This is a genomic window from Blautia sp. MSJ-9 (assembly GCF_018919065.1).
GTDB lineage: Bacteria > Bacillota > Clostridia > Lachnospirales > Lachnospiraceae > Blautia_A.
In genome coordinates, this window is sequence record NZ_JAHLQG010000037.1 from 15,993 (window position 1) to 36,867 (window position 20,875).

Sequence of the window (20,875 nt, forward strand, 5' to 3'; positions counted from 1 at the left end):
TCCCGGAAAAAATTTCCGTCTATCTGTAAAATCATATCTCTGGCAATAAATATGAACTGACTTTTAGTCATTCTATAAGCCCTATTATACCAACCGCTATTCTGTACGTCAATTAAAATTCTGTATATATTCAACAATTTTCTCATACTTTTTGTGTAATTTTTGTAAAAAACAGAAAAGAGCAAAGAAACACATTTTTGCGCATTTCTCTGCTCTTTTGTAAATTCACATATTAGTTTAATATTCCGATCCGTCTCCATAATCTACAGAATCATCACTGTAATCATCCGACTCATCATAACTGTCATCGTAACTTCCATCGTCATAACTACTGTCATCCGAACTTCCGTCACTATAGTTGCTGTCATCACTACTACCATCACTTCCGTCAGATACATCAGAACCATCACCTGAAGAACTGTTGTCAGAAGAATCTGTTGAATCTGTAGTGGCAGCATCTGCTCCGCCATTATATCCAGGCACACCGCCATTGCTGAGTGTACTAGGCCAGAAATCTACATAGCATGCATTCTGCAGTGTTACATTCTTCGCTTCTGCCATCTCACTTACTGTTACAAGCTTATATCCCTGTGCAATAAGATCTGGAATCAATCTCAAGGCCGCCTTTACAGATGGTTCGTGAATATCATGCATAAGAATGATAGATCCATCCGTAAGATCTCCATTCATTACAGCATTATAATCTCCATCTGCATCCATAAGTTTCCAGTCCTCTGTGTCCAATGACCACATAAAGAACGGTTTGTTTACTGTATTATAAATATCTGTATTTCCATCACCATACGGTGCACGTGCTACACTTGCTGTCTGTCCACATGCCTGCATCAGAGCATCGTCCGTATCAGAGAACTGCTTGGCAACTGCATCAATGTCAATTGTTGTCAACTGTGTGTGATCCCAGGAATGGCTTCCGATCTCACATCCAATCTCCAGCATACGCTTCGGTGCATCCGGATATGCACTTACATTCTGACCAAGCATGAAGAATGTTGCATGAGCATTGTTCTCCTCCAGGCAGTCCAGAAGTTCATCTGTATACTGTCCAGGACCATCATCAAATGTCAATGCCAGCATCGGCCGCACCTGCGACGGGTCATAAGAACCATCATCATTGAAATAGTAATCCTTTACTCCCTTAGTTACCCATCCGGTCTGAATATATCCATTCTCATCAAAAGAATACGTTACACCGTCAATATCCTGAAATCCATTTGCAAAATATGTACCATCTGCATTCTGATACCACTTTCCATTGGCATCCTCATGCCATCCCGCTGTCATGGTTGTAATCTTATCCGTATCTGATTTACCCTTCAAAGGCTGTCTCACCGCAGCATCAGAATTGGTCTGTACTTCCTCCTCCGTCTCTGCCTGAGCCTGCACAGTAGACTTACTGCCACCTCCAGCTATACGATGAGCGATCGGAACGATAATTCCTCTCACCACAAACACAATTGCCAGAATCAGTCCAACTACAGAAAGTCCGATCTTCGTATAATGGCGGATCATCATCTGGCGTTTTTTTCTGCGCATCCTCTCGCGCAAAACCCGCTTATCCATTGTTTCCTTTCCCCGCTTCTGTTACTTTATATTTTACCAAAAAGTCTGTATCTTTTCGCTGACTTTAATCATAACTCATTTATCTGACAAATACAATGCCATTTATTCGCCTTATTCTACCTTTTCTGCGAATCCGATTGCACAGATGAAAAAGCCTCAGCGTAGCCCGGTTACTGTTCGTTCCACTCCCAGCAACACATTTCGAGGAATATCATCAGTTATCGCTAATATCCTCTGTACCTAATTCATCCTCCAGATTTTTATCAACATCTGAAGTATCCTGGTCAGAATCAGATACCTCTTCGTCTGTATCATTCGTCTCGGCATCCGCATTGTCCACCTCTGTGGAGTCCTGCTCAGTATCCCCTGCGGCATCTGCATCATCTGCGATTACATCACCATTTGCAACTTTCTCACTGACACTTGCATTCTTTACAATGAAATCCTCTACTCTGAGAAGGCCGATGGACTCATCCACATAACTCTGTCCGTATGTGTCAACCAGTTCTGCAATATCACTGGCTCCCATCTGCTCAACCAGCTCATTCTGCAGTTGAAGACTCTCTTTGTCATCCAGTGACAAGCCCTCTGCATCCATAATTCCCTGTACGATCAGATTCTGCTTTACTTTTCCCTCTGCATACTGCTGACACTGCTCGTCAAAATCATCCTTGGAGATTCCCTGACTGTCAATAAACTCCTCCAAAGTCATATCAGCAGGTTCTGCATAAAGCTGTTCCATACTGTTCTTAAACTCTGTAATCTGAGTATCCAGATCCTCCTGTGGATACTCTTTCACTTCAGAATTCTCAAGAACTGTTGTCCATGCTGTATTCTTAAGGACTTCTTCTGCGGACTTCTTTGCATCATCTTCCAGCTGACTACGCACACCATCCCAGTATTCATCTACTGTAGTATAGTCTGTATTTTTTGCCACCCACTCATCATTGAGTTCTCCTGCACGGCGAACATTCTGCACGGTAACTTTATAAACGACTTTCTGGCCTGCTAGTGTGTCATCCCCATAGTCTGATGGAAAATCAATCTCTATTTCCTTTGTATCGCCTTTCTTCATTCCGATCACACCGTTCTCGAAATCCTCGAACATCTGGCCATCACCAACTATAAAATCATAATTGTTTGCTGTGCCGCCATCAAAAGTCTGACCATCTTTTGTCCCTACATAATTTACAGTTACCAGATCTCCCTCCTGAGCTCCATCAGATACAGGTTCTGCCTTATCCTGCAGATCCTCATTAATCTGTGCCTGTACATCATCGTCTGTGATCGCATCTACGGTATTGTCCAGAGTCAGTCCCTTATACTCTCCAATTGTAATATACTTATCTACATTCTCAACAGATACAAGACGGTTTGTCCCCACTTCCGCCTTCTTATCATCCACTGAACTCGTTTCTGTCTTTGTGTTATCTGTAATAACTGCGCTGCTGTCACCACATGCAGATGCTGTCAGCGCAAAACACGCCGCAAGCATAGCAAGATATATTCTTTTCTTCATAATGATACTCCCTTCTACATTTCCGGTACCGGAGTAGGTCTTGAGGAATCCCATACTTCTGATACATCAAAAAGATCACTGAGCATTTCCGGATTATAGTACATTCTGTATCCATCCAGATTTCTTCTTCCCTGGCGGAAATAATCGTCTGTGATCTGTACAAAGTACTGACTGGAATCTACATTACAGTAGTAACGATATCCCTGACTCTTATAAAATTCATATTTCGCATTATCCGCAGTATAGCCTTCCCAGCTTCCGATGTCTGCGCCAAATGCAAAGATGATCATATCCGTCTTTCCTAAAATCGGAGCTACATAGCTCTGCCATTCTGCATCATCTGTCTGCAGATCCTCAAGCGATCTCTCTGCAACATTCTTATGTCCCCAGGTATGACTTGCAAATTCCCATCCTTCTGCTTTCATGGCATCTGCTACAGCAGTTGCTTCCTTCACTTCCTGATCAAAGTCAAAATCCGGATGTTCTTCCAGGAATTTCTTCTGGTCATCCTGAAGGTTCTCGCCTGTCTTATACGCACCATCTGTACGATATCCCAGCACACCGTTATATCCGGTCATCGCCAGAATTCCTTTTCTTCCATGGTAAGAGAAATCTGGATGTTCTTTTACAAAAGTATCGATCAGCGGAACCATATCATAGTCCCCGGTCGAAACGCTTCCGTCATCCTCGATATATTCATTCTTCACTTCACCATTCTCGTCCACAACAAGCTTCGAAGCAAATCCATCTCCATCCATATAGTGATAATAACTCACATCGTCCTGAGAAAGTACAAACGGGATCTTACCCGGCGGAAGCATAATGCTGCCTCTGGACATTGTTCCATCCTCATTTACAATCGCCATATCGTGAGGGCTGACCATTACATAGCCCTTATCATACATACTCTGTATGATCTTGTTAAATTCATCAATCGTTGTCATATACTGATTATATCCGTCGGAATCAGACTCCCCGTCAAATGCCTTCGACGGATCTTTGATCAGTGTATGGAAAAAAACATGGGTGATCTGTTCCAGCGGATATTCTGTACAGGTTGCCCTGATATTCTCATATTCAGAAACTGCATTCTGCATATCTGTATTACTGTCGTAATCCGACTGGCTCTTAAGCAGTTCTATCGCCCCATCGTAATCATACTGCGCTGCCATAAGGGAAGCCTGTTCCAGAGGAGATTCCTCCTGTGTATCCTCCTCAGCATCTGTCCGCTCTTCACTCTCATCTGTATCCTGCTGTGTATCTTCTGCTGTATCTGTATCCTGTGTTGTATCAGCATCCGCTTCTTCATCTGGCTGCTGCTCTGTTTTCTCCGTATTCTTCGTCTCTGTATCCTTAGACTCAGATTTCTGAAACGGAACATCCTGTTGAAAAGGAAGTAATCCACATCCGCTTAATGCTAATGATGCAGACAAAATCGCTGCCACTACACCTGCTGTCCTTTTTCTCATGTTTTCCCCTTTCGTTTCTATATCAATACTCACCCCATGGTCGGAACCGGCACTGGTCTGGAAGAATCAAAAACTTCCTGCGCATCAAACAGATCTGACAGAAGTTCAGGATTATAATACATTCTGTATCCGTCCAGATTCCTTCTTCCCTGGCGGAAATAATTACTGCGGATCTGCACAAAATACTGACTGGAATCTACATTACAATAATAGTTATATCCCTGACTCTTAAGATATTCAAATTTCTCCCCTGAATAATCCTCTACACTTGTAAGATCTGCACCAAATGCAAAGATAATAATATCTGTTCCACCGATCAACGGGTCTACATTCTCTTTAAATCGCTGAGTATCTGCCTGCAATTTCTCCAGACTGATCTGGCTTACATTCTGGTGTCCCCAGGTATGACTTGCAAACAGCCATCCTTCATCCTTCATTACCTGTGCAACTTTCATTGCACCTTCTCTCTCTGTATTCAGGTCAAAGTCCGGATGTTCATCCAGCCACTTCACCTTATCAGCATCCAGGTCATCCGGTCTGGTCTCATAACTGCTATCTGTACGATAACCAAGGATTCCATTATACCCTGTAAGTGCCACGATTCCCTTCGCACCTCTATATGAGAAATCAGGATGTTCTTCTACAAAACGGTCGATTAATGGAACCATATCATAATCACCTACAGAAATGCTTCCATCATCTTCTACATATTCATTGCGCACTTTACCCTCATCATCCACGATAAGCTTCGTCGCAAATCCGTCTCCGTCCATGTAATGATAATAACATACATCATCCTGAGAAAGTACAAACGGCACTTTACCCGGAGGGAGCAGAATCTCGCCGGCATTCATATTGCCATTCTCATCTGCAGTCGCCATATCATAGATGCTGACCATAACATACCCTTTATCATACATACTCTGTGTGATCTGATTAAATTCATCAATCGTTGTCATTACCTGGTCGTAATCCCCGGATTTATAATCTCCGTCAAATGCCTTGCTGGTGTCTTTGATCAGTGTATGGTAAAAAACATGTGTCACCTGATCAAGCGGCCAGGAAACACAGGAGTCCTTCTTCTTCTGATAAACTTTAACTGCATGCTGGAATTTCTCACTTGTCTGATATGTGTCGCTGGCCTGAAGCATCTCTATCGCTTTATCATAATCATACTGATTCGCCGCATGTTTGGCACGTCTGTAAAGAGCCTTATCCTCTTTGCTTAATCCATCTGCATCTGTTTCAGGTTCCGGAGTTACTGTGTTCTCCACTTCTGTCTCAGAATCTGTCTCCGTGGATGCAGTCTGTGCAGGTTCTTCCTTCTTTGTACCAATGGACTTCGCCATTTCCGTAATCTTCGTCTGCTGCTCCCTGAAAAAAGTCTGCAATTCTTCTCCATAAAATCCAACACCGATTCCAATCGCCGCTGCTGCCGCAACGATCACTCCACCCGCAATCCGAATTCTCTTCTTTCTGCGGCGGCTCTTGTTCCTGCGTTCCTGTCTCGCAGCTCTTCGGGCTTCATATGCGTCATTATCATCGTAAAAAAAATCTTCATCCTCACTTGCAGCCGGAGGCTCTTCCTCTTCCACCTGTGCAGACCTTGTCTCTGTTTTTGACGTTTCTGACTCAGACTTCTGCTCAGATTCTTCTGATACATCCGCCTCTGCTTCCTGTTCATTTTCTACTGCGGCTGCTTCCATTTGCATCTCTGCCGGCGCTGCTATATCTGTTTCCCCTGTTGTATCCGTTTCCTCTGCTGCATCTGTATTCTCTGCAGTGCTTGTCTGTGTCTCTGTTTTTTCCTCTTCTGGAATATCCGAAAGTCTCTCCTCTGTATTCTCAGAGTCAGGCTTCAATTCACTCATACTTTTCTCCTCTTTATCATCCGAATAATGTTACTGTCCTAGTACATCGAAAATTAAGTAACCGCCATATTGACTTGTCTGATTTTTCATCTGCCGCGTTGTCGTCAATCGCCGTAGCCACCGCTACGCCTCATTCCTCCGCCTTGCATATGGGAAAATCATCCTGCGTCAATATAGCAGATACTTAATTTTCGATGTACTATCAATATTATAACCACACTAAGTCATTCCATCCTGTAAAAATGTTTTTACCATGATTATAACCTGTAATAAACTAAATTTCTACCGGTTTCCTCCCATTAATTGTTTTTTAATAATTGCCTTTTGTCTTATTTAATGATAAAATAAACGTTATGCAAAGGATTGTCTATCCGTAACAGTCCCTGTGAAAACACATACATTAGGAGGATGCAAATGAGTACAGTAACAATAGTCCTTCTGGTCATTCTTGTTATCCTGATCGCTGCACTGATCGGTTTATATTTCTTCGGCAAAAAAGCCCAGAAGAAACAGGAAGAACAGCAGGCTCAGATTGAAGCAACAAAACAAACCGTTTCCATGCTGGTTATCGATAAAAAAAGGATGCCGTTGAAAGATTCCGGACTTCCTCAGATGGTAATTGATCAGACACCTAAGCTTATGCGCCGTTCCAAACTTCCGATCGTTAAAGCAAAAGTTGGGCCAAGGATCGCAATCATGATCGCAGACGAGAAAGTCTTCGACCTGATCCCTGTTAAGAAAGAGATCAAAGCTGAAGTAAGCGGTCTTTACATCGTAGGAGTAAAGGGAATCCGTGGTTCACTGGAAGCACCGGCTCCTAAGAAGAAAGGATTCTTCGCAAGATTTAAGAAAGATAAAGCTGCCAAATAATTGCAGTTAACCGTAAAATATAAGCCCGCAGATTTATGATCATTTTTGTATCATAGATATGCGGGCTTTTATGATTTAAATTATACAGATTGAATTATCCTCTTCACTGCCTGATTTGAGTCAAGCAGATAAAATATGACCAAACAACTGCTCTGCAGTTTCTTCGGTTAAATTGTAAAATCCTTACAGTCCTTCGGCTGTGCCTTGATTGCAAGATAACAGTCTGCCACATGCTCCTGATTCATATCCAGTGCATAGTCTACTTTCATATTAAGACTGCTGTCACCCTCTTCCAGATTCAGGTTCGTTGCAGCAATTCCCATCTCAATCGTTCCATACGGAGTGGTATAGTAAGTCATATTCTTCTTACCCTGCTCAAAAACCATATGCACATTGACTACGCCTTTCTTGCGCACTTCCATTCCTTTCGGGGAAATTTTTATGTAATTGATCGTCGGCTCTGCGAAGTCCTCCATAATCTCCTCATAACGAAGATAATGACTTCCATTTCGGAAATAATACTCTCCCGGCACAACAATCTCAATTGGCTCCTGCTCGCCTTCTGCATCTATTGTCTGAAGTCCACTTACGTGGATCAGTACTTCTTTATCCATTCTCTCTTACTCCCAATATTCTTACTGAATCGTTACTGTTCACTTTATGCCCAGCAACCCTATATCTTCTATTTCTATGTAATATCTTTCCGCTGATCATCTTCCGAGTCGCATCACATTAATACTTCTCAATATCAATCTTCTGCGTCATCTCTACATCATACGGCAGAATCGAATTTGCAAATGCCTTAAATTCATCTGCCAAGTCACTGACAAAGAATCTATACGGAAATTCCTTCTGCTCCATACCTGTACTGGAAAGACCTTTCTCCTCCAGCAGTCTGCCAAGCTCCAATGCTGTCTCATATGCCGGATTCACCAGACACACATTATCACTCATAATCTTTCTGATCGTAGAACGAAGCAGCGGATAATGAGTACATCCAAGAATCAGTGTATCCACATCCTTATCCTGCAGCTCTTTCAGATATCTGGCCGCCACTTCATCCGTCACAGGATCATGGAGCCATCCTTCCTCCACCAGCGGTACAAAAAGGGGGCAGGCTTTTCCAAACACAGTGATCTCCGGATCCAGCTGCTTAAGATATTCCGCATGAATCCCGGTTCCTACTGTTCCCACAGTACCAATAACTCCCACACGTTTGTTTCTGGTCTGTGCTGCCGCAACTTTCGCTCCCGGCTCGATCACGCCAATGATCGGAATGTCAAATTCATCCCTTACTGCATCCAGGGCAAAAGCACTGGCCGTATTACAGGCGATCACAATTGCTTTCACCTGCTGCTCCTGCAGAAAACGGATGATCTGACGTGAGTACCGAATGATCGTCTCCTTTGATTTACTTCCATAAGGCACTCTCGCCGTATCACCAAAATATACGATTTTCTCTGAAGGAAGATTACGCATGATCTCACGCGCAACCGTCAGCCCTCCCACACCGGAATCAAAAACTCCAATCGGTGCCTCTCTATCTATTTTCATTGATTTCTCTCCATCTCTTTTTGATTGTTTCACTATTCTATCACCAATCGAGAGCCTGTGCAAGCCAGAAGGAAATCTTTACATCTTCTTTCCTGTCTTTATGATCTTCTGGAAACTGAGAGAAACAGAATTTCGGATACAACGTTCCCCACCAGGCAGTGATTGCTGTCTGTTCCTGTCGATTTTCTGCGATTTTTTCTATCTGCTCCGGCATTGTTCCCGCCAGGACCACTCCCAGAATCCCTGCTGTTAAAGCTGCTGTTACTTTTTTGATATATTGTTTGGGATATCTTTTAATTGCCAGCTTTACTTTAAATATTCCTGTTATTTTTTCGAACAGTTTCTTCTTTCTTAGAAACTTCTTCTCAGCACTCATTTTTACATTCCTCCTAAACCAGAGCATGTTTATTTCTATTTCTTATTCAAAGTATCGCCTGCATTTTGGAAATTTATACATCAATTTCCATGCTTCCATTATCAACCCTGACAAACGGCAACTTCAGAAGTCTGTCCTCTTTGTATTTCTCATAAAAAAGTTCTCTGAGTGTCACCGCAGCTCTCTTTTCCCCGGACATCCTGTTTTCCATCATTCCAGTAATATACTCCCCTGCCGAAGAATTCTCCTCTCCATTCCACTTCAAAATTTCTGCCGCGTTCTCTGCCTCAAACACATAAAGATCCTCGCCCACCAGATTCTCCTGTTTCAGATAGTCAAGCACTAGCCTCCAACGTCCATCTTCCACTAAGGTTCTTCCAAGAACCAGTACCTGCAGATGTCCCATATCCAACAGTTTCTCCTGTGACCGGTCATATGCCTGTTCAATCTGAACGAAATCCCCTCCACTGATCTGCAACACTCTTGCACCACCATCCTCTTCTTCCTTTTCCTGCCCTGTACTCTCAGACATATCCGGCATTCCATAAACAAGAAGAAGTCCTTCCGATGAAGCATCTACACCAAGTGCCATAGGATAGGCCCGTTTTTCCGGTTCTACAGCAACACCACATCCCCCAAGAAACAGGCAAAACACCAGGATTCCCGTCACTGCCGCAGGTATCTTTTTTCTGCGACCTCTTTTTCCCAGGAGAAGCATATAAATTTGACAGATTAATATTCCAGGCACAAAAATATATCCCAGACACCATCCAAAATAATCCAGAGCTCCTTTCCCATTTTCTTCCAGAAGCGAAATCAGAAAAACCATTGCAGGAACCCACAGACGCCCGGTTCCAAGATGGGATTTTCGAATAATCTGCTCTCCGTAATGCAGCAAACTTCCGATTGCAAAGAGCAGACTGTACAGAAGAAATCCCATCCATATCACATCAAATCTCGCCAGCACATTTCCTGGAAGATCCGCGCCATCCAGCAACGGCAGAACCGGATAACTTTCAGATTTCACTCTGTCATATCCAAGCACCGCCGGAATCAACAACTCCATCCCCACAAGAAGACCGCCAAGTGTCAAAATCCCACCGACCGCAGTCTTGCCGGCACTCCCGTATTTCTCCACATCTCCCAGCAGAAAAGGCAGTAACCCAATTGCTGAGAATGCACACAGCACTCCGTAAAAAGAACGCCAGACATTCTCCGCCGTAAGTTCCCCCCATTGTATCACTTCCGTGAAATATTCTGCTCTTGCCTGCGGCACACAAAGCCCCATCATAATGAAAATTCCTCCAAGCAGCAAACCTCCGGACACTTCTGCCATCCTCCCTCTTCTCTGCATTCCCCTGCTACTTCCCACAGAACATACCAAAATTGCCCAGAATGCAATCCATCTGCCGGATATCCCTGTAATCAGGCTTGCAGGTATCAGACGCCGCAAAAGAGCCAGCAGATATCCTCCTGCCAGCAATATATAAATCAGAAAAAAGAGACCAATGATCCGTCCTACAAAACCACCTGCAGATTTTACCAAGTCTTCAAATGAGGGTGTCAGACGGATCAGCAGAATTACATAAAATCCCAGAAGAACTAACGCCAAAAGGATTCCTGCCACAGCACTGATCCCATTGATGCCTCCTCTGCCAAAAATGCACAGCATAAATGGTGCCAGAAATGCCAGGATCATCTGTCTGTAAAGCTGCCTGTGTGAAATCCTGTTATTTTCCGCAAATTTCATGAGCCGGACCCCTTTCTCGTTAATCGAATTTTCTGCTCTTCTCTGGCATAGAGTGGCCGCAATTTCCTCATGCGCAGAGGAACTCTCCAAATCCCTTCTTCTCTTCCGGACTTCCGTTCCTTCTTTATAAAAGGCACCAGATACGGAACTCCGAAGCTTACCAGTCCTGCCAGATGTCCCACAACCAGATACACACCCAGCACTATTCCATAAATTCCCAGATAACCTCCAAGAATTAGAAATACATATTTCACCAGTCGAAACGCTGCCGCAAATTCCTCATTCGGAACGGTCATAGAACCCAAAGCAGTCAGTGCTACGATCATTACCACGATGGGGCTTACCAGATTCGCTTCCACTGCTGCCTGTCCGATCACCAGACCGCCTACAATTCCAATGGCATTTCCAAGTGACCCCGGCACTCTTACACCTGCCTCCCGGATCAATTCAAAAGCCAGTTCAAGAAAGATCAGTTCCACCACACTGGAAAAAGGTACTCCTTCTCTTGCCTCTGCAAAAGACAGGATCAACGTCCCCGGCAGAATCTGTGTATGAAAACGTATCACTGCCAGATAAAGTCCAGGCAGAACAGTCGCCATGATTATCGCCAGATATCGTAGCATCCGTAAGAAAGATGCCATCTCAAATCTGTGATACCAGTCTTCACTGCTCTCCATAAAACTATTGAAATTTCCCGGCAGGATCAGTGCTTCCGGTGAATTATCACACAAGATTACAACTTTACCATTCAGAATCTCCTGTACTGCCCGGTCCGGACGTTCCGTCGTCTGATACTGTGGAAAAGGAGAATACCACACATCTTCCGTCAATTGTTCCAGCATTCCGCTGTTCAGGATTCCATCAATTTCAAATTCCTCCAGCCGTTCTTTCACTTTCTCCAGAAGTTCTTCATATACCAGATCATCCATATATAACACCTGTGTCAGAGTATGTGAGCGGACACCGATTTTATATTCTTCCACTTTCAGTCTGGTATCCCGAAGTCTCTTTCTCACCAGTGCACTGTTGCTCTTCACACTGTCCGAGAATCCCTCTCTAGAACCCCGGAGAACTTTTTCCGACTCTGCCTCCATCACGCCCATTGACGGATACCCCTTGCCGGAGATCTTCATTGCCTTGTCATAACCATCGATAAAGAAAACTGCATCCCCAGTAAGCATAGCCTCCACCGCTTCATCAAGATCTGCCAGTTTCTTCACATCTGCAATTCCAAGACTGTTATTTTGGACAAAATCCTGAATCTGATCCGGAGAAATTTCCCAGAAATGATTGATCATTTTGCCAATTGCAGAATCATCCAGAATCATATTTGAAACTGCAACTTCTATATAAACCATGAGACAGTCCACCTTATGATTTTCACCAAGCCTCATAGGACGGATCAGAATATCACTGCAGTTCTCCAGTCTGGTGCGCAGGTACTTCTCATTTTCACGTAAATTTGCAGAAATCCTTGTCTGCTCTTTTAATTCTCTCTGTTCTTTCACATTTCCACTCCTTTCATGCTCCCATCCTCTGATCATTATTCTTCGCAAATTCCCACCATTCGTTTACAACCTCGTAACTAAAACAGGGGACTTACTTGATTTATCCAAAAGAATCCTTCGCCTACAGTGTATTGCTTTAGTCAAAAAAAGAGAGGCTCCTCGCCTCTCTTTATAATTTCCAGATATTCAAATATTATTCGTAACTGTTCGGCCCCCACAGATTCCGTCTGCTTTCCCGGGTACTTATCTATGGCCTCTGGATTTCTCCCTCTCTGCACGCTCACGTTCTGCATTCTCAGCTTCAATAGAACGCATGATAGCCATTCTCTGATTCTCGATATGCTGGAAAGAAAGCTGCTTTGCTTTCTCCACATTACGCTCTTTGATCGCCTTGGTCAGCTCTTCATGCTCCTTTACAAGAAGATCCCTTGTCTCACCTTCTTTGAGATATTCCACACGATAACGATAGATCTGCTCTCTCATATTGTTCAGCACCTGGATCAGTCTCTTGTTATCGGAAGCCTGGTAAATAACCTCATGGAAAGCTACATCTGCCTCAGCAAGCTTTACAAGATTCCCCTCTGCCATGGTATGTTCAAACTCCTTTGCAGCAAGCCATAATTTACTCATCTCTTCCTCAGTCATACGTGCGCAGGCTTTCTCAATGGCAACATTCTCAAGTGCAATACGAACCTCAAGAACATCATTTAAATCCTTTTCTGTGATATTCGCAACCTGAGCTCCTCGGCGCGGTATCATTACAACCAGCCCCTCCTGCTCCAGCTTACGCATTGCCTCTCTGATCGGAGTTCTGCTCACACCAAGTCTCTCTGCCAGCGCAATCTCCATCAGTCTCTCACCTGGTTTCAGTTCTCCCTTCAAGATCGCCTGACGCAGTGTATTAAAAACTACATCTCTTAATGGAAGATATTCATTCATATTTACTGAAAACTCACTTGTCATTTGTACGTCCTCCTGCTTTCGTTACTTCTGTTGCAAAAACCGTCTTCGCCAGTCTGCTCTCTCTGAGAGCTGCTGCCGCTGCCTCCATCTTCTTCCTGTCATCAAAGATTCCAAACACAGTCGGACCGCTTCCGCTCATCATTGCTTTCAGCGCACCATGCGCTTCCATCAGCTCTTTAATCTCTCCGATCACAGGATACTTCCCGATAATTCCTGGTTCAAAAACATTTCCCATCTTCTCGGTCATTGCCAGAAGATTTCCACATTCAATATCTTTGATCATTCCGTCAATATCTGGATGAGTAGTGATCTTATCCAGCTGCAGACTCTCATAAGCTGCCTTAGTAGACACATTAATTCCCGGTTTTCCGATCAGTACAAAACAATCAGGCACCGGTGTAATTCTGGTCAGCTTCTCACCGATTCCCTCTGCCAGTGCAGTTCCTCTCATCACACAATACGGAACATCCGCACCAATATTCACCGCCCGATCCATCAAATCCTTCTCACTAAGTCCCAGTTTAAACAGACGATTGATCCCAACCAGCGCTGCTGCTGCATCTGAACTGCCGCCCGCCATACCTGCTGCAACCGGAATAAATTTCTCCAGACGGATATCTACACCACTCTTTACCTGAAATTCATCCATCAGAAGCTTCGCCGCTTTATATACCAGATTTCGTTCATCATTTGGAATATACGGATAATTCACAGATAAGGAAATCCCCGGTTTCTTCACCCTTCTAATCTCCAGAACATCATACATCTGAATCGTCTGCATGATCATCCGAACTTCGTGATAACCATCCTCTCTCTTCCTTAAAATATCCAGCCCCAAATTTATCTTTGCTAATGCACGTAACCGCATAAATTCCTCCGCTTATCCCTTGTACTTTGTATACAATAATTCACTTTGTACATATTTTAAAACATTTTTTACCTGTTTTCAATATGTGAGCTATCTTTTTATGTGGAAATTTTTTTCAATATATTATACTGGCACCTGCTTTACCAGAATCAGCGGTTGCCCTGGTTTTACTTCTTTTTCCGTCAAACTATTTACACTGCAGATTTCATCTACTGTCGTGTAAAATTTCCTTGCAATATCCCACAGCGAATCTCCTGTTTTTACAATATAAACGGTAATTCCCGGCATGTTTTCAATTTTCTTTCGATCCAGCGGCTGCTCTTCTACAGACTCAATGACCTGCTCCTCCCACTGACGGAATACCAGAACATTTAAACCCACAGCCGCTTTTACCTCAATCTCAGCCCCATCCGCCATTGCAGTAGAAAGCTGTTCTAACTCTGCCTGCAGGAAATACGTACAATCCTGACCAATATCTTTTGCTTCAATCAAATGAGTAAACGGCAGCATGGCATCCATCGAGTAAAATGGCATCTCATCATTTCCAATAATATATAAGATCTTAAGCGCCACAATTCCCTCTGCCACGATCCCTTTCTCCGTAACCCTGGTTTTATCCACTTTCACCTTTCCGCTACTATGGCAAAGCTGCAGAACTTTTCCCTGGTTCTCTTTCACTTCAATCCGGTCTGTCAGGCGACACTTGGAGAAATTCCGCACCAAAAGACTCTCCAGAACTTCCTTTCTGCCATGCAGTACACATTCCTTAAGAGGACTATAGGCATCAAGAATCAGTTCATGATCCTCTTCCCTGTACATCTTCATATTCAGTTCCAACACCGCATCTACCTGAAGAATCCGCTCTTCCCCGTCCGGATCAGGTTTCACTTCCACTCCCTGATGGATCAACGCCACTTCAATATGCGGGATCAATTCCTCTGAACATCCATTACACTCCACTTCACTGTTAAAAGGCATCGTATATTCCAGCCACTGCGGCAGTGCATCCTCTTCCGCACCTGTATATAAGATAAAAACTGCCAGCTCTCCTTTTACCCGAAGCTTGTTTTCCTCAGGGCGCAGGTCCAGATTGCGAGGTTCAATAGTGTACCATAAAAGGTTCTCCACATTTGGTCTATTTGATGCAAGAGTAATGTCATCCTTAATACGCAGAGTATCTTTTTTATGTACACACAGACTCATAAGCCGGATATCCTTTTTCTTCACAGAAACTGTCGGATCATCCAAAGAAACCGGAAGCTCAATCTTTGCCTGTTCATCTACCACTGCATAGAACGTTACGATTGCCTTAATATTCAATTTTCTGGAATGAATTACATGAACACTAAGATCCTCAATCTCCCAGTTCAGACACAGCTTATCTCCCCCCTCGATTCCTTCCAGATTAATGATCTCATCCAGAGGAAGTTTCGCAGAAAGACTGTAAATCCTGCCTTCTTTTTCTCCCACATAAAGCAGATCTACATTCAATGTTCCCTTAAGCAAAGCTCTTCCTTCGCTCAGGCGTACTTCATCCATGGACACATCTGCCTTACTCTGAACCATTCGTCCAATATCCGGTTTCACATCCGGCACATTATAATCCTCATCAAAAGTCACCTGACTTGCCGCCTTGTTTTTGATCCGCAGCATCTGAATGCTTTCTTTTTTTAATTCCAACATGCCTCTATCCTTTCCTGTTATATATTTGCCAGTGTACCAACAAGTTAATTTCTTAATCACTCTCGCATGCCAGGCAGATAAAATCATCCGCTTCTCCTCCTGCTCATAGCCGAATAACCGCTTCGCAGTTTCGGTTAAATTTCTGTATTGTCGTCGGTCACCACAGCTTCCCATATACCCATCTATCCCATGAACTGCACAGGCTTACTTGTGTCTGTTATTTTCAAAACAATACAAGGATAAGAAGGTTCGCTTCCTGCCTGATCCTCTGACGGTCCTATCAATCTGGTTTTACAGAACACCGCATTCTCAGATTCTGAAACCTCCTCAACCTGAATGCTGTAACCTCCTGTAAGCTGCTGTCCATATCCCTTCATCAGATACCGCACTCCACCCACCTGGTATGTCATCTGAAAAGCATTCTCCTTCTTCTGTTCCATCAATTCCGCCGCCTCTACCGGGATTTCTTCCTGCTTCACAATCGTATATTCCAGAGGTGTTCGTTCTCCTTCTTCAATCTTAATGAACTGACATCCTGCCAGTGAAACTGCCAATGTCGCAACCAACACCATCAGAAACACCCGGAACAATCCTCCGGCCTTTTTGACCATAATGCACCCCTGCTCATTCTTTACTAGCTATTTTATGCTGGCGGGATTTTTATTATTACATTACTGTTTACTGGATTCTCTATATCATTCCCCAATGTTACTGTCCACTCCTTTCTCAGCAGCGTTGCCAAAATTCCACATATTCTTTCTTGCAGGTTATTCCACAATTCCGTATAATAAAAAGAACAGCTACTGACATTACTGTTTACTCCGTTCTCAGTAATCTAAAAAATTTTAATATGACATGGGCATTTTCATACATGCCCGGAAAGGAAATGAATAATGATACGATTTATTCTCGTCTGTATCGTGGTGATCGGATACCTGATTCTCTCCATTCCCATCCTTCTGGTAGAATGGATCATCGGTAAATTCTCTCCTATGAAAAAGGATATCAGCTCCCTCCGCATCATCCAGGCAGTATTTCGCTTTATCCTCTGGATCACCGGTGCCAAAGTCACTGTGATCGGTGAAGAAAATGTGCCAAAAGATACGCCAGTACTCTATATCGGCAACCACAGAAGTTACTTTGACATTCTTCTTACTTACTCCCGCTGTCCGATTCGTACCGGCTATGTTGCAAAAAAAGAAATGGAGAAAATTCCGCTGTTGTCCACCTGGATGCGCTACCTTCACTGTCTCTTCCTTGACAGAAAAGACATCAAACAAGGTCTGAAAACCATCCTCACAGCAATAGATAAGGTAAAGTCCGGCATCTCCATCTGCATCTTCCCTGAGGGAACCAGAAACAGAAACGAAAACGAACTGGACATGCTTCCATTCCATGAGGGAAGCTTCAAGATCGCAACCAAGGCTAAATGCCCGATCATCCCGATCGCTATCAACAATTCTGCAGACATCTTCGAAGCCCATTTCCCGAAAATGAAACCTGCCAAAGTCGTAGTAGAATACGGCAAACCAATCTATCCAGATGAACTGAGTAAAGAAGATAAAAAACATATCGGAGAATATACCCAGAACGTAATCCGCGAAATGCTGGAGAAAAACAAACCTCTTACAGAAGCATAGAAATCAAAAAATCCGCTGAACCGATCATATCATAAAAAATCCATCTGATCGGTTCGGCGGATTTTGTTTCATTCCTACTTCCTATTAATTTTCATAGTTAACCAACTTCCTCTTAGTTTATTTGGAGCAAGTGGATAAAATCATCCGCTTCACTACGCAGCTCTACATCGAATATCTGCTCTGCAGTTTATCAAAAGGAACTTGTACTCCTCATACAAATAAGTCCCCCACTGCTTATTGCTTTTTGCAATTGAAACAGGGAACTTATTTGATTCGATTAAATACAAATCCCAGTTAATAAAATCGCCGTAATTGTTCCGGCAAGCGTAGCCAGGAGCGCTCCTGGCAGCGTGTACCGTGTCTTTTCTACTTTTGCCGCAGCAAAATACACACTCATACAGTAGAATAAACTCTCCGTTGAACTCAAGATTACCGCTCCCATAAATCCAGCTCGTGAATCTGTCCCATATTGTTTAAAAATATCCAGCAATAGCCCTGTCGCCGCACTGGAAGAAAACATACGCACAACTGTCAGCGGCAGAATTTCCGACGGAATCCCAATCCCAGAAGTTAATTTTCCCAACTGCTCTCCAGCAAAATTCAGGAATCCTGATCCTCTCAAAATTCCTACCCCAGTCATCAGTCCTATCAAGGCCGGACATATACCCGCGGCTGTTTTCAGCCCCTCTTTTGAGCCATCCAGAAAATCATTATAAACATCTCTCCGCGCCAACAGTCCCCATCCAATAATATAGAACAGAAATATTGGTATGATCATGTCCGACAGAAATGAAAGAATCTTCATATTGCTCTCCCCTTCCGGTTCATGATCCTGCAGAAAATTACCGCCACAGCAGTACTCACCGCAGTAGCCACAATTCCCGGTCCAACTACTGCCGCCGGATCTGCACTGCCATATTGAGCGCGATATGCAATCATATTTACAGGAATCAATTGCAAAGAAGAAATATTGATGATCAGAAATGTGCACATTGCTCTGCTTGCAGTCCCTGGTCTGTGTTCCAGTTCTGCAAGGCTCTCCATAGCTTTCAGTCCTGCAGGAGTTGCCGCCCATCCAAGCCCCAGAATATTGGACAGAAAATTCAGAGAAATATATTTACAGGCTTTTGACTCCGGGTCCAGATCCGGAAAAAGATATCTCATAACCGGACGCATTTTCCCTGAAAGCTTCTCTACCATTCCGGCGTTCTCCGCAATCTTCATCACCCCCGACCACATGGCCACAATTCCTGCCATAGAAATACACAAAGTCACCGCATCCTTTCCCGAGGACACCGTGGCTTCCGTTACCGCCTTAAAATTTCCTGTCAATGCTCCATAAATAATTCCGATCATAATCATGCCGCTCCACAAATACGTCATGTTTCTGCCCTCGATTCCTGTACATGCAACGCGTACCGTATCTCTACAGCTTATGTCCGTCTATTCCTTTGCAGAACTGTTTCCTGTCCCAAAATTGAGAGAGTTTATTATCGAATCAGCCATATCCGCTCAACCGTTTATCTCTCAAAATGCAGGCATATTTATATCCTTATGCCTTGCAAAACTATCTATTGAATAGTACTGTATTTCTATTTTTACATCTTCGACATTAGAACTTCCACTGTATCTGTATTGACCCAGGAAGCACTTTTAATAATGTAATCATTTTATCAACCGTGAATCGTTTCTCATCAAACCCAATCTCTTCCCAGAGGCTTATATTGGACACTACTTTTTCAATCTGCTCCGGTGTCGTATGATTTTCTGCCAGAATATTTATCTCCTCCAACTTCTTCTGCCGTGTATTATCAAGTTCTTCTACCCTCTGATTAATATAATTTGTCAGCGTCGCTCCCGCGCCGGTCAGTGAATCCACAAGCAGAGAAATCTCATCCTCAATCTCCTCAAGTTTCCTGTAAATCTGCTGAATTTTCGGGTTTTCTTTCAACTTTGTATACCCCACAGGAGTCTGCGCATCACGCAGCTTACGCACCATCTCTCTGTACACATAATTTTCTACTTCCTCTGTATAAATCTTCCCACATCCCGGGCAGGCTTTATTGTTTAAACGCTTCGTACATCTTAAGTACTGTTTACCGGACTGTATTTTTACACTCATCAGTGCATAGCCACAATGTCCGCATTTCACTTTTCCAGCAAGCCAGGTATTCACAGCTTTTCGATTTGCCTGAATCGTTTTATTACTGAAGAGTTTAATCCTACAATTAAGCCACTGTTCCGAAGACACCAGCCCCTCATGCGGTGCTACCACAAGCATATGCCCCTTAAGATTCTGCAATTTATCTGTCGCTGCATCCCTTCCCTGATACAGATAACATCCATGAACCCCGTCAAATTGCTCCGGTCTGCTGGCAATATTCGTCCCATGACTTTTAAAAAACCTGTATACATCCATATCTGCCCGGACATATACAGGATTTCTCAGAAGTTGTGCCAACATCGGCCGGATCAGTTCCTTTCCATAAAACTGAACCCCTTTTTCCGCATAGTATCTGGTGATATCCCCGTAGGAAGTATACGGCTGCTCATACATTGCAAAGATTTCCCGCACAATCTCCGCCTCCTGCGGTTCCTCCACCAGCTTCTTTGTATGAATTCCCTCCATGATAATTTCCTCCAGCCGATATCCATAAGGAGGTTTTCCACCCATACGAAATCCCTTCTGACTTCTGGAATAATACGCATCGCTCACACGCTTCTGAATAGTTTCACGTTCAAGCTGTGCAAACACAATGCAGATATTCAGCATCGCACGTCCCATAGGTGTAGAAGTATCAAACTTCTCCGTAGAAGATACAAACTCCACCTGATACTGCTGAAACAATTCCATCATATTGGAGAAATCAAGAATAGAGCGACTGATCCGGTCCAGTTTATACACGATCACCTTCTCCACTTCCCCTCTGCGAATATCCGTCAAAAGCTGCTGAAGCTGAGGTCTGACTGTATTCTTTCCACTATATCCCTTATCCTTATATTCCCTGAATACATCACCCTTCAGTTCATATTTGCAGAATTCAATCTGGCTTTCAATAGAAATACTGTCTGCTCTGTCCACTGACTGCCTTGCATAAATCGCATTAATTCTCTTCATAGAGGTCCTCCTTTGTAAAATAACTTGTAATTTAACTACACAATTACGATAACAAATATTTAAAAATGTGTAAATCGACATTTTTCTACCTTTATGTATAGATTT

General features: G+C 43.4%; 18 protein-coding genes. 2 read left to right on the top strand and 16 right to left on the bottom strand.

Going from position 1 to position 20,875, the window contains the following annotated elements:
• Nucleotides 1-237: 237 nt before the first annotated feature.
• The 4 genes from KQI87_RS10535 to KQI87_RS10550 all read right to left on the bottom strand — a co-directional run bounded on the left by KQI87_RS10535 (nt 238) and on the right by KQI87_RS10550 (nt 6,440).
• Nucleotides 238-1,581 carry a polysaccharide deacetylase family protein gene (locus KQI87_RS10535; RefSeq protein WP_216460115.1) on the bottom strand — a complete coding sequence of 448 codons (1,344 nt, stop codon included), beginning with the start codon at nt 1,579-1,581 and terminating at the stop codon, nt 238-240.
• A gap of 214 nt (nt 1,582-1,795) precedes the next feature.
• Nucleotides 1,796-3,100: a trigger factor gene (locus KQI87_RS10540; protein WP_216460116.1), complete on the bottom strand. Its 1,305-nt coding sequence runs from the start codon at nt 3,098-3,100 to the stop codon at nt 1,796-1,798.
• A 14-nt stretch (nt 3,101-3,114) separates the two neighbouring features.
• On the bottom strand, nt 3,115-4,569 hold the full coding sequence (locus KQI87_RS10545; RefSeq protein WP_216460117.1) for a polysaccharide deacetylase family protein: 1,455 nt from the start codon (nt 4,567-4,569) through the stop codon (nt 3,115-3,117).
• 29 nt (nt 4,570-4,598) lie between these two features.
• Nucleotides 4,599-6,440 (bottom strand): hypothetical protein, encoded by a 1,842-nt coding sequence (locus KQI87_RS10550; RefSeq protein ID WP_330655784.1) that lies wholly within the window; start codon nt 6,438-6,440, stop codon nt 4,599-4,601.
• Between the two features lie 414 nt (nt 6,441-6,854).
• On the opposite strand from KQI87_RS10550, the gene KQI87_RS10555 reads away from it, so the two are divergent.
• Nucleotides 6,855-7,310, top strand: a complete 456-nt coding sequence (locus KQI87_RS10555) for a hypothetical protein (protein ID WP_216460118.1) — start codon at nt 6,855-6,857, stop codon at nt 7,308-7,310.
• A gap of 167 nt (nt 7,311-7,477) precedes the next feature.
• Here the strand turns inward: KQI87_RS10555 and KQI87_RS10560 are convergent, their stop codons facing one another.
• The 9 genes from KQI87_RS10560 to KQI87_RS10600 form a co-directional block, all read right to left on the bottom strand.
• Nucleotides 7,478-7,924 carry a DUF1934 domain-containing protein gene (locus KQI87_RS10560; protein WP_216460119.1) on the bottom strand — a complete coding sequence of 149 codons (447 nt, stop codon included), beginning with the start codon at nt 7,922-7,924 and terminating at the stop codon, nt 7,478-7,480.
• A gap of 118 nt (nt 7,925-8,042) precedes the next feature.
• Nucleotides 8,043-8,864 (bottom strand): glutamate racemase, encoded by an 822-nt coding sequence (gene murI / locus KQI87_RS10565; RefSeq protein ID WP_216460120.1) that lies wholly within the window; start codon nt 8,862-8,864, stop codon nt 8,043-8,045.
• 40 nt (nt 8,865-8,904) lie between these two features.
• A complete protein-coding gene (locus KQI87_RS10570) occupies nt 8,905-9,240 on the bottom strand; it encodes a hypothetical protein (RefSeq protein ID WP_216460121.1) in 336 nt (111 codons plus the stop codon).
• Nucleotides 9,241-9,313: 73 nt separating this feature from the next.
• Nucleotides 9,314-10,990 carry a GerAB/ArcD/ProY family transporter gene (locus KQI87_RS10575; RefSeq protein WP_216460122.1) on the bottom strand — a complete coding sequence of 559 codons (1,677 nt, stop codon included), beginning with the start codon at nt 10,988-10,990 and terminating at the stop codon, nt 9,314-9,316.
• Nucleotides 10,987-12,534 (bottom strand): spore germination protein, encoded by a 1,548-nt coding sequence (locus tag KQI87_RS10580; protein WP_216460123.1) that lies wholly within the window; start codon nt 12,532-12,534, stop codon nt 10,987-10,989. Before KQI87_RS10580 ends, KQI87_RS10575 begins: the two co-directional genes overlap by 4 nt.
• Before the next feature lie 207 nt (nt 12,535-12,741).
• On the bottom strand, nt 12,742-13,461 hold the full coding sequence (locus KQI87_RS10585) for a GntR family transcriptional regulator (RefSeq protein ID WP_216460124.1): 720 nt from the start codon (nt 13,459-13,461) through the stop codon (nt 12,742-12,744).
• On the bottom strand, nt 13,451-14,329 hold the full coding sequence (gene ispE / locus KQI87_RS10590) for a 4-(cytidine 5'-diphospho)-2-C-methyl-D-erythritol kinase (protein WP_216460125.1): 879 nt from the start codon (nt 14,327-14,329) through the stop codon (nt 13,451-13,453). Before ispE ends, KQI87_RS10585 begins: the two co-directional genes overlap by 11 nt.
• 123 nt (nt 14,330-14,452) lie before the next feature.
• A complete protein-coding gene (locus KQI87_RS10595; RefSeq protein WP_253292472.1) occupies nt 14,453-16,012 on the bottom strand; it encodes a DUF3794 and LysM peptidoglycan-binding domain-containing protein in 1,560 nt (519 codons plus the stop codon).
• A 182-nt stretch (nt 16,013-16,194) separates the two neighbouring features.
• Nucleotides 16,195-16,623 carry a protease complex subunit PrcB family protein gene (locus tag KQI87_RS10600; protein WP_253292473.1) on the bottom strand — a complete coding sequence of 143 codons (429 nt, stop codon included), beginning with the start codon at nt 16,621-16,623 and terminating at the stop codon, nt 16,195-16,197.
• Nucleotides 16,624-16,905: 282 nt separating this feature from the next.
• Between KQI87_RS10600 and KQI87_RS10605 the strand changes: the two genes are divergently transcribed.
• Nucleotides 16,906-17,652 carry a lysophospholipid acyltransferase family protein gene (locus tag KQI87_RS10605; protein ID WP_216460126.1) on the top strand — a complete coding sequence of 249 codons (747 nt, stop codon included), beginning with the start codon at nt 16,906-16,908 and terminating at the stop codon, nt 17,650-17,652.
• 277 nt (nt 17,653-17,929) lie between these two features.
• Here the strand turns inward: KQI87_RS10605 and KQI87_RS10610 are convergent, their stop codons facing one another.
• The 3 genes from KQI87_RS10610 to KQI87_RS10620 form a co-directional block, all read right to left on the bottom strand.
• Nucleotides 17,930-18,457, bottom strand: coding sequence for a spore maturation protein (locus KQI87_RS10610; RefSeq protein WP_216460127.1), 528 nt, complete (start codon nt 18,455-18,457; stop codon nt 17,930-17,932).
• Nucleotides 18,454-19,035: a nucleoside recognition protein gene (locus KQI87_RS10615; RefSeq protein WP_216460128.1), complete on the bottom strand. Its 582-nt coding sequence runs from the start codon at nt 19,033-19,035 to the stop codon at nt 18,454-18,456. The genes KQI87_RS10610 and KQI87_RS10615 overlap by 4 nt, the downstream gene beginning before the upstream one ends.
• A 229-nt stretch (nt 19,036-19,264) precedes the next feature.
• Nucleotides 19,265-20,770 (bottom strand): recombinase family protein, encoded by a 1,506-nt coding sequence (locus tag KQI87_RS10620; RefSeq protein ID WP_216460129.1) that lies wholly within the window; start codon nt 20,768-20,770, stop codon nt 19,265-19,267.
• Between the last annotated feature and the right edge of the window lie 105 nt (nt 20,771-20,875).

What these genes read in the sequence shown, in the direction of transcription:
- KQI87_RS10580 (WP_216460123.1), bottom strand. Translation starts at nt 12,534, where the DNA reads ATGATCAGAGGATGGGAGCATGAAAGGAGTGGAAATGTGAAAGAACAG.
- KQI87_RS10605 (WP_216460126.1), top strand. Translation starts at nt 16,906, where the DNA reads ATGATACGATTTATTCTCGTCTGTATCGTGGTGATCGGATACCTGATT.
- KQI87_RS10540 (WP_216460116.1), bottom strand. Translation starts at nt 3,100, where the DNA reads ATGAAGAAAAGAATATATCTTGCTATGCTTGCGGCGTGTTTTGCGCTG.
- KQI87_RS10570 (WP_216460121.1), bottom strand. Translation starts at nt 9,240, where the DNA reads ATGAGTGCTGAGAAGAAGTTTCTAAGAAAGAAGAAACTGTTCGAAAAA.
- ispE (WP_216460125.1), bottom strand. Translation starts at nt 14,329, where the DNA reads ATGCGGTTACGTGCATTAGCAAAGATAAATTTGGGGCTGGATATTTTA.
- KQI87_RS10535 (WP_216460115.1), bottom strand. Translation starts at nt 1,581, where the DNA reads ATGGATAAGCGGGTTTTGCGCGAGAGGATGCGCAGAAAAAAACGCCAG.
- KQI87_RS10575 (WP_216460122.1), bottom strand. Translation starts at nt 10,990, where the DNA reads ATGAAATTTGCGGAAAATAACAGGATTTCACACAGGCAGCTTTACAGA.
- KQI87_RS10550 (WP_330655784.1), bottom strand. Translation starts at nt 6,440, where the DNA reads ATGAGTGAATTGAAGCCTGACTCTGAGAATACAGAGGAGAGACTTTCG.
- murI (WP_216460120.1), bottom strand. Translation starts at nt 8,864, where the DNA reads ATGAAAATAGATAGAGAGGCACCGATTGGAGTTTTTGATTCCGGTGTG.
- KQI87_RS10560 (WP_216460119.1), bottom strand. Translation starts at nt 7,924, where the DNA reads ATGGATAAAGAAGTACTGATCCACGTAAGTGGACTTCAGACAATAGAT.
- KQI87_RS10585 (WP_216460124.1), bottom strand. Translation starts at nt 13,461, where the DNA reads ATGACAAGTGAGTTTTCAGTAAATATGAATGAATATCTTCCATTAAGA.
- KQI87_RS10615 (WP_216460128.1), bottom strand. Translation starts at nt 19,035, where the DNA reads ATGACGTATTTGTGGAGCGGCATGATTATGATCGGAATTATTTATGGA.
- KQI87_RS10620 (WP_216460129.1), bottom strand. Translation starts at nt 20,770, where the DNA reads ATGAAGAGAATTAATGCGATTTATGCAAGGCAGTCAGTGGACAGAGCA.
- KQI87_RS10610 (WP_216460127.1), bottom strand. Translation starts at nt 18,457, where the DNA reads ATGAAGATTCTTTCATTTCTGTCGGACATGATCATACCAATATTTCTG.
- KQI87_RS10600 (WP_253292473.1), bottom strand. Translation starts at nt 16,623, where the DNA reads ATGGTCAAAAAGGCCGGAGGATTGTTCCGGGTGTTTCTGATGGTGTTG.
- KQI87_RS10555 (WP_216460118.1), top strand. Translation starts at nt 6,855, where the DNA reads ATGAGTACAGTAACAATAGTCCTTCTGGTCATTCTTGTTATCCTGATC.
- KQI87_RS10595 (WP_253292472.1), bottom strand. Translation starts at nt 16,012, where the DNA reads ATGTTGGAATTAAAAAAAGAAAGCATTCAGATGCTGCGGATCAAAAAC.
- KQI87_RS10545 (WP_216460117.1), bottom strand. Translation starts at nt 4,569, where the DNA reads ATGAGAAAAAGGACAGCAGGTGTAGTGGCAGCGATTTTGTCTGCATCA.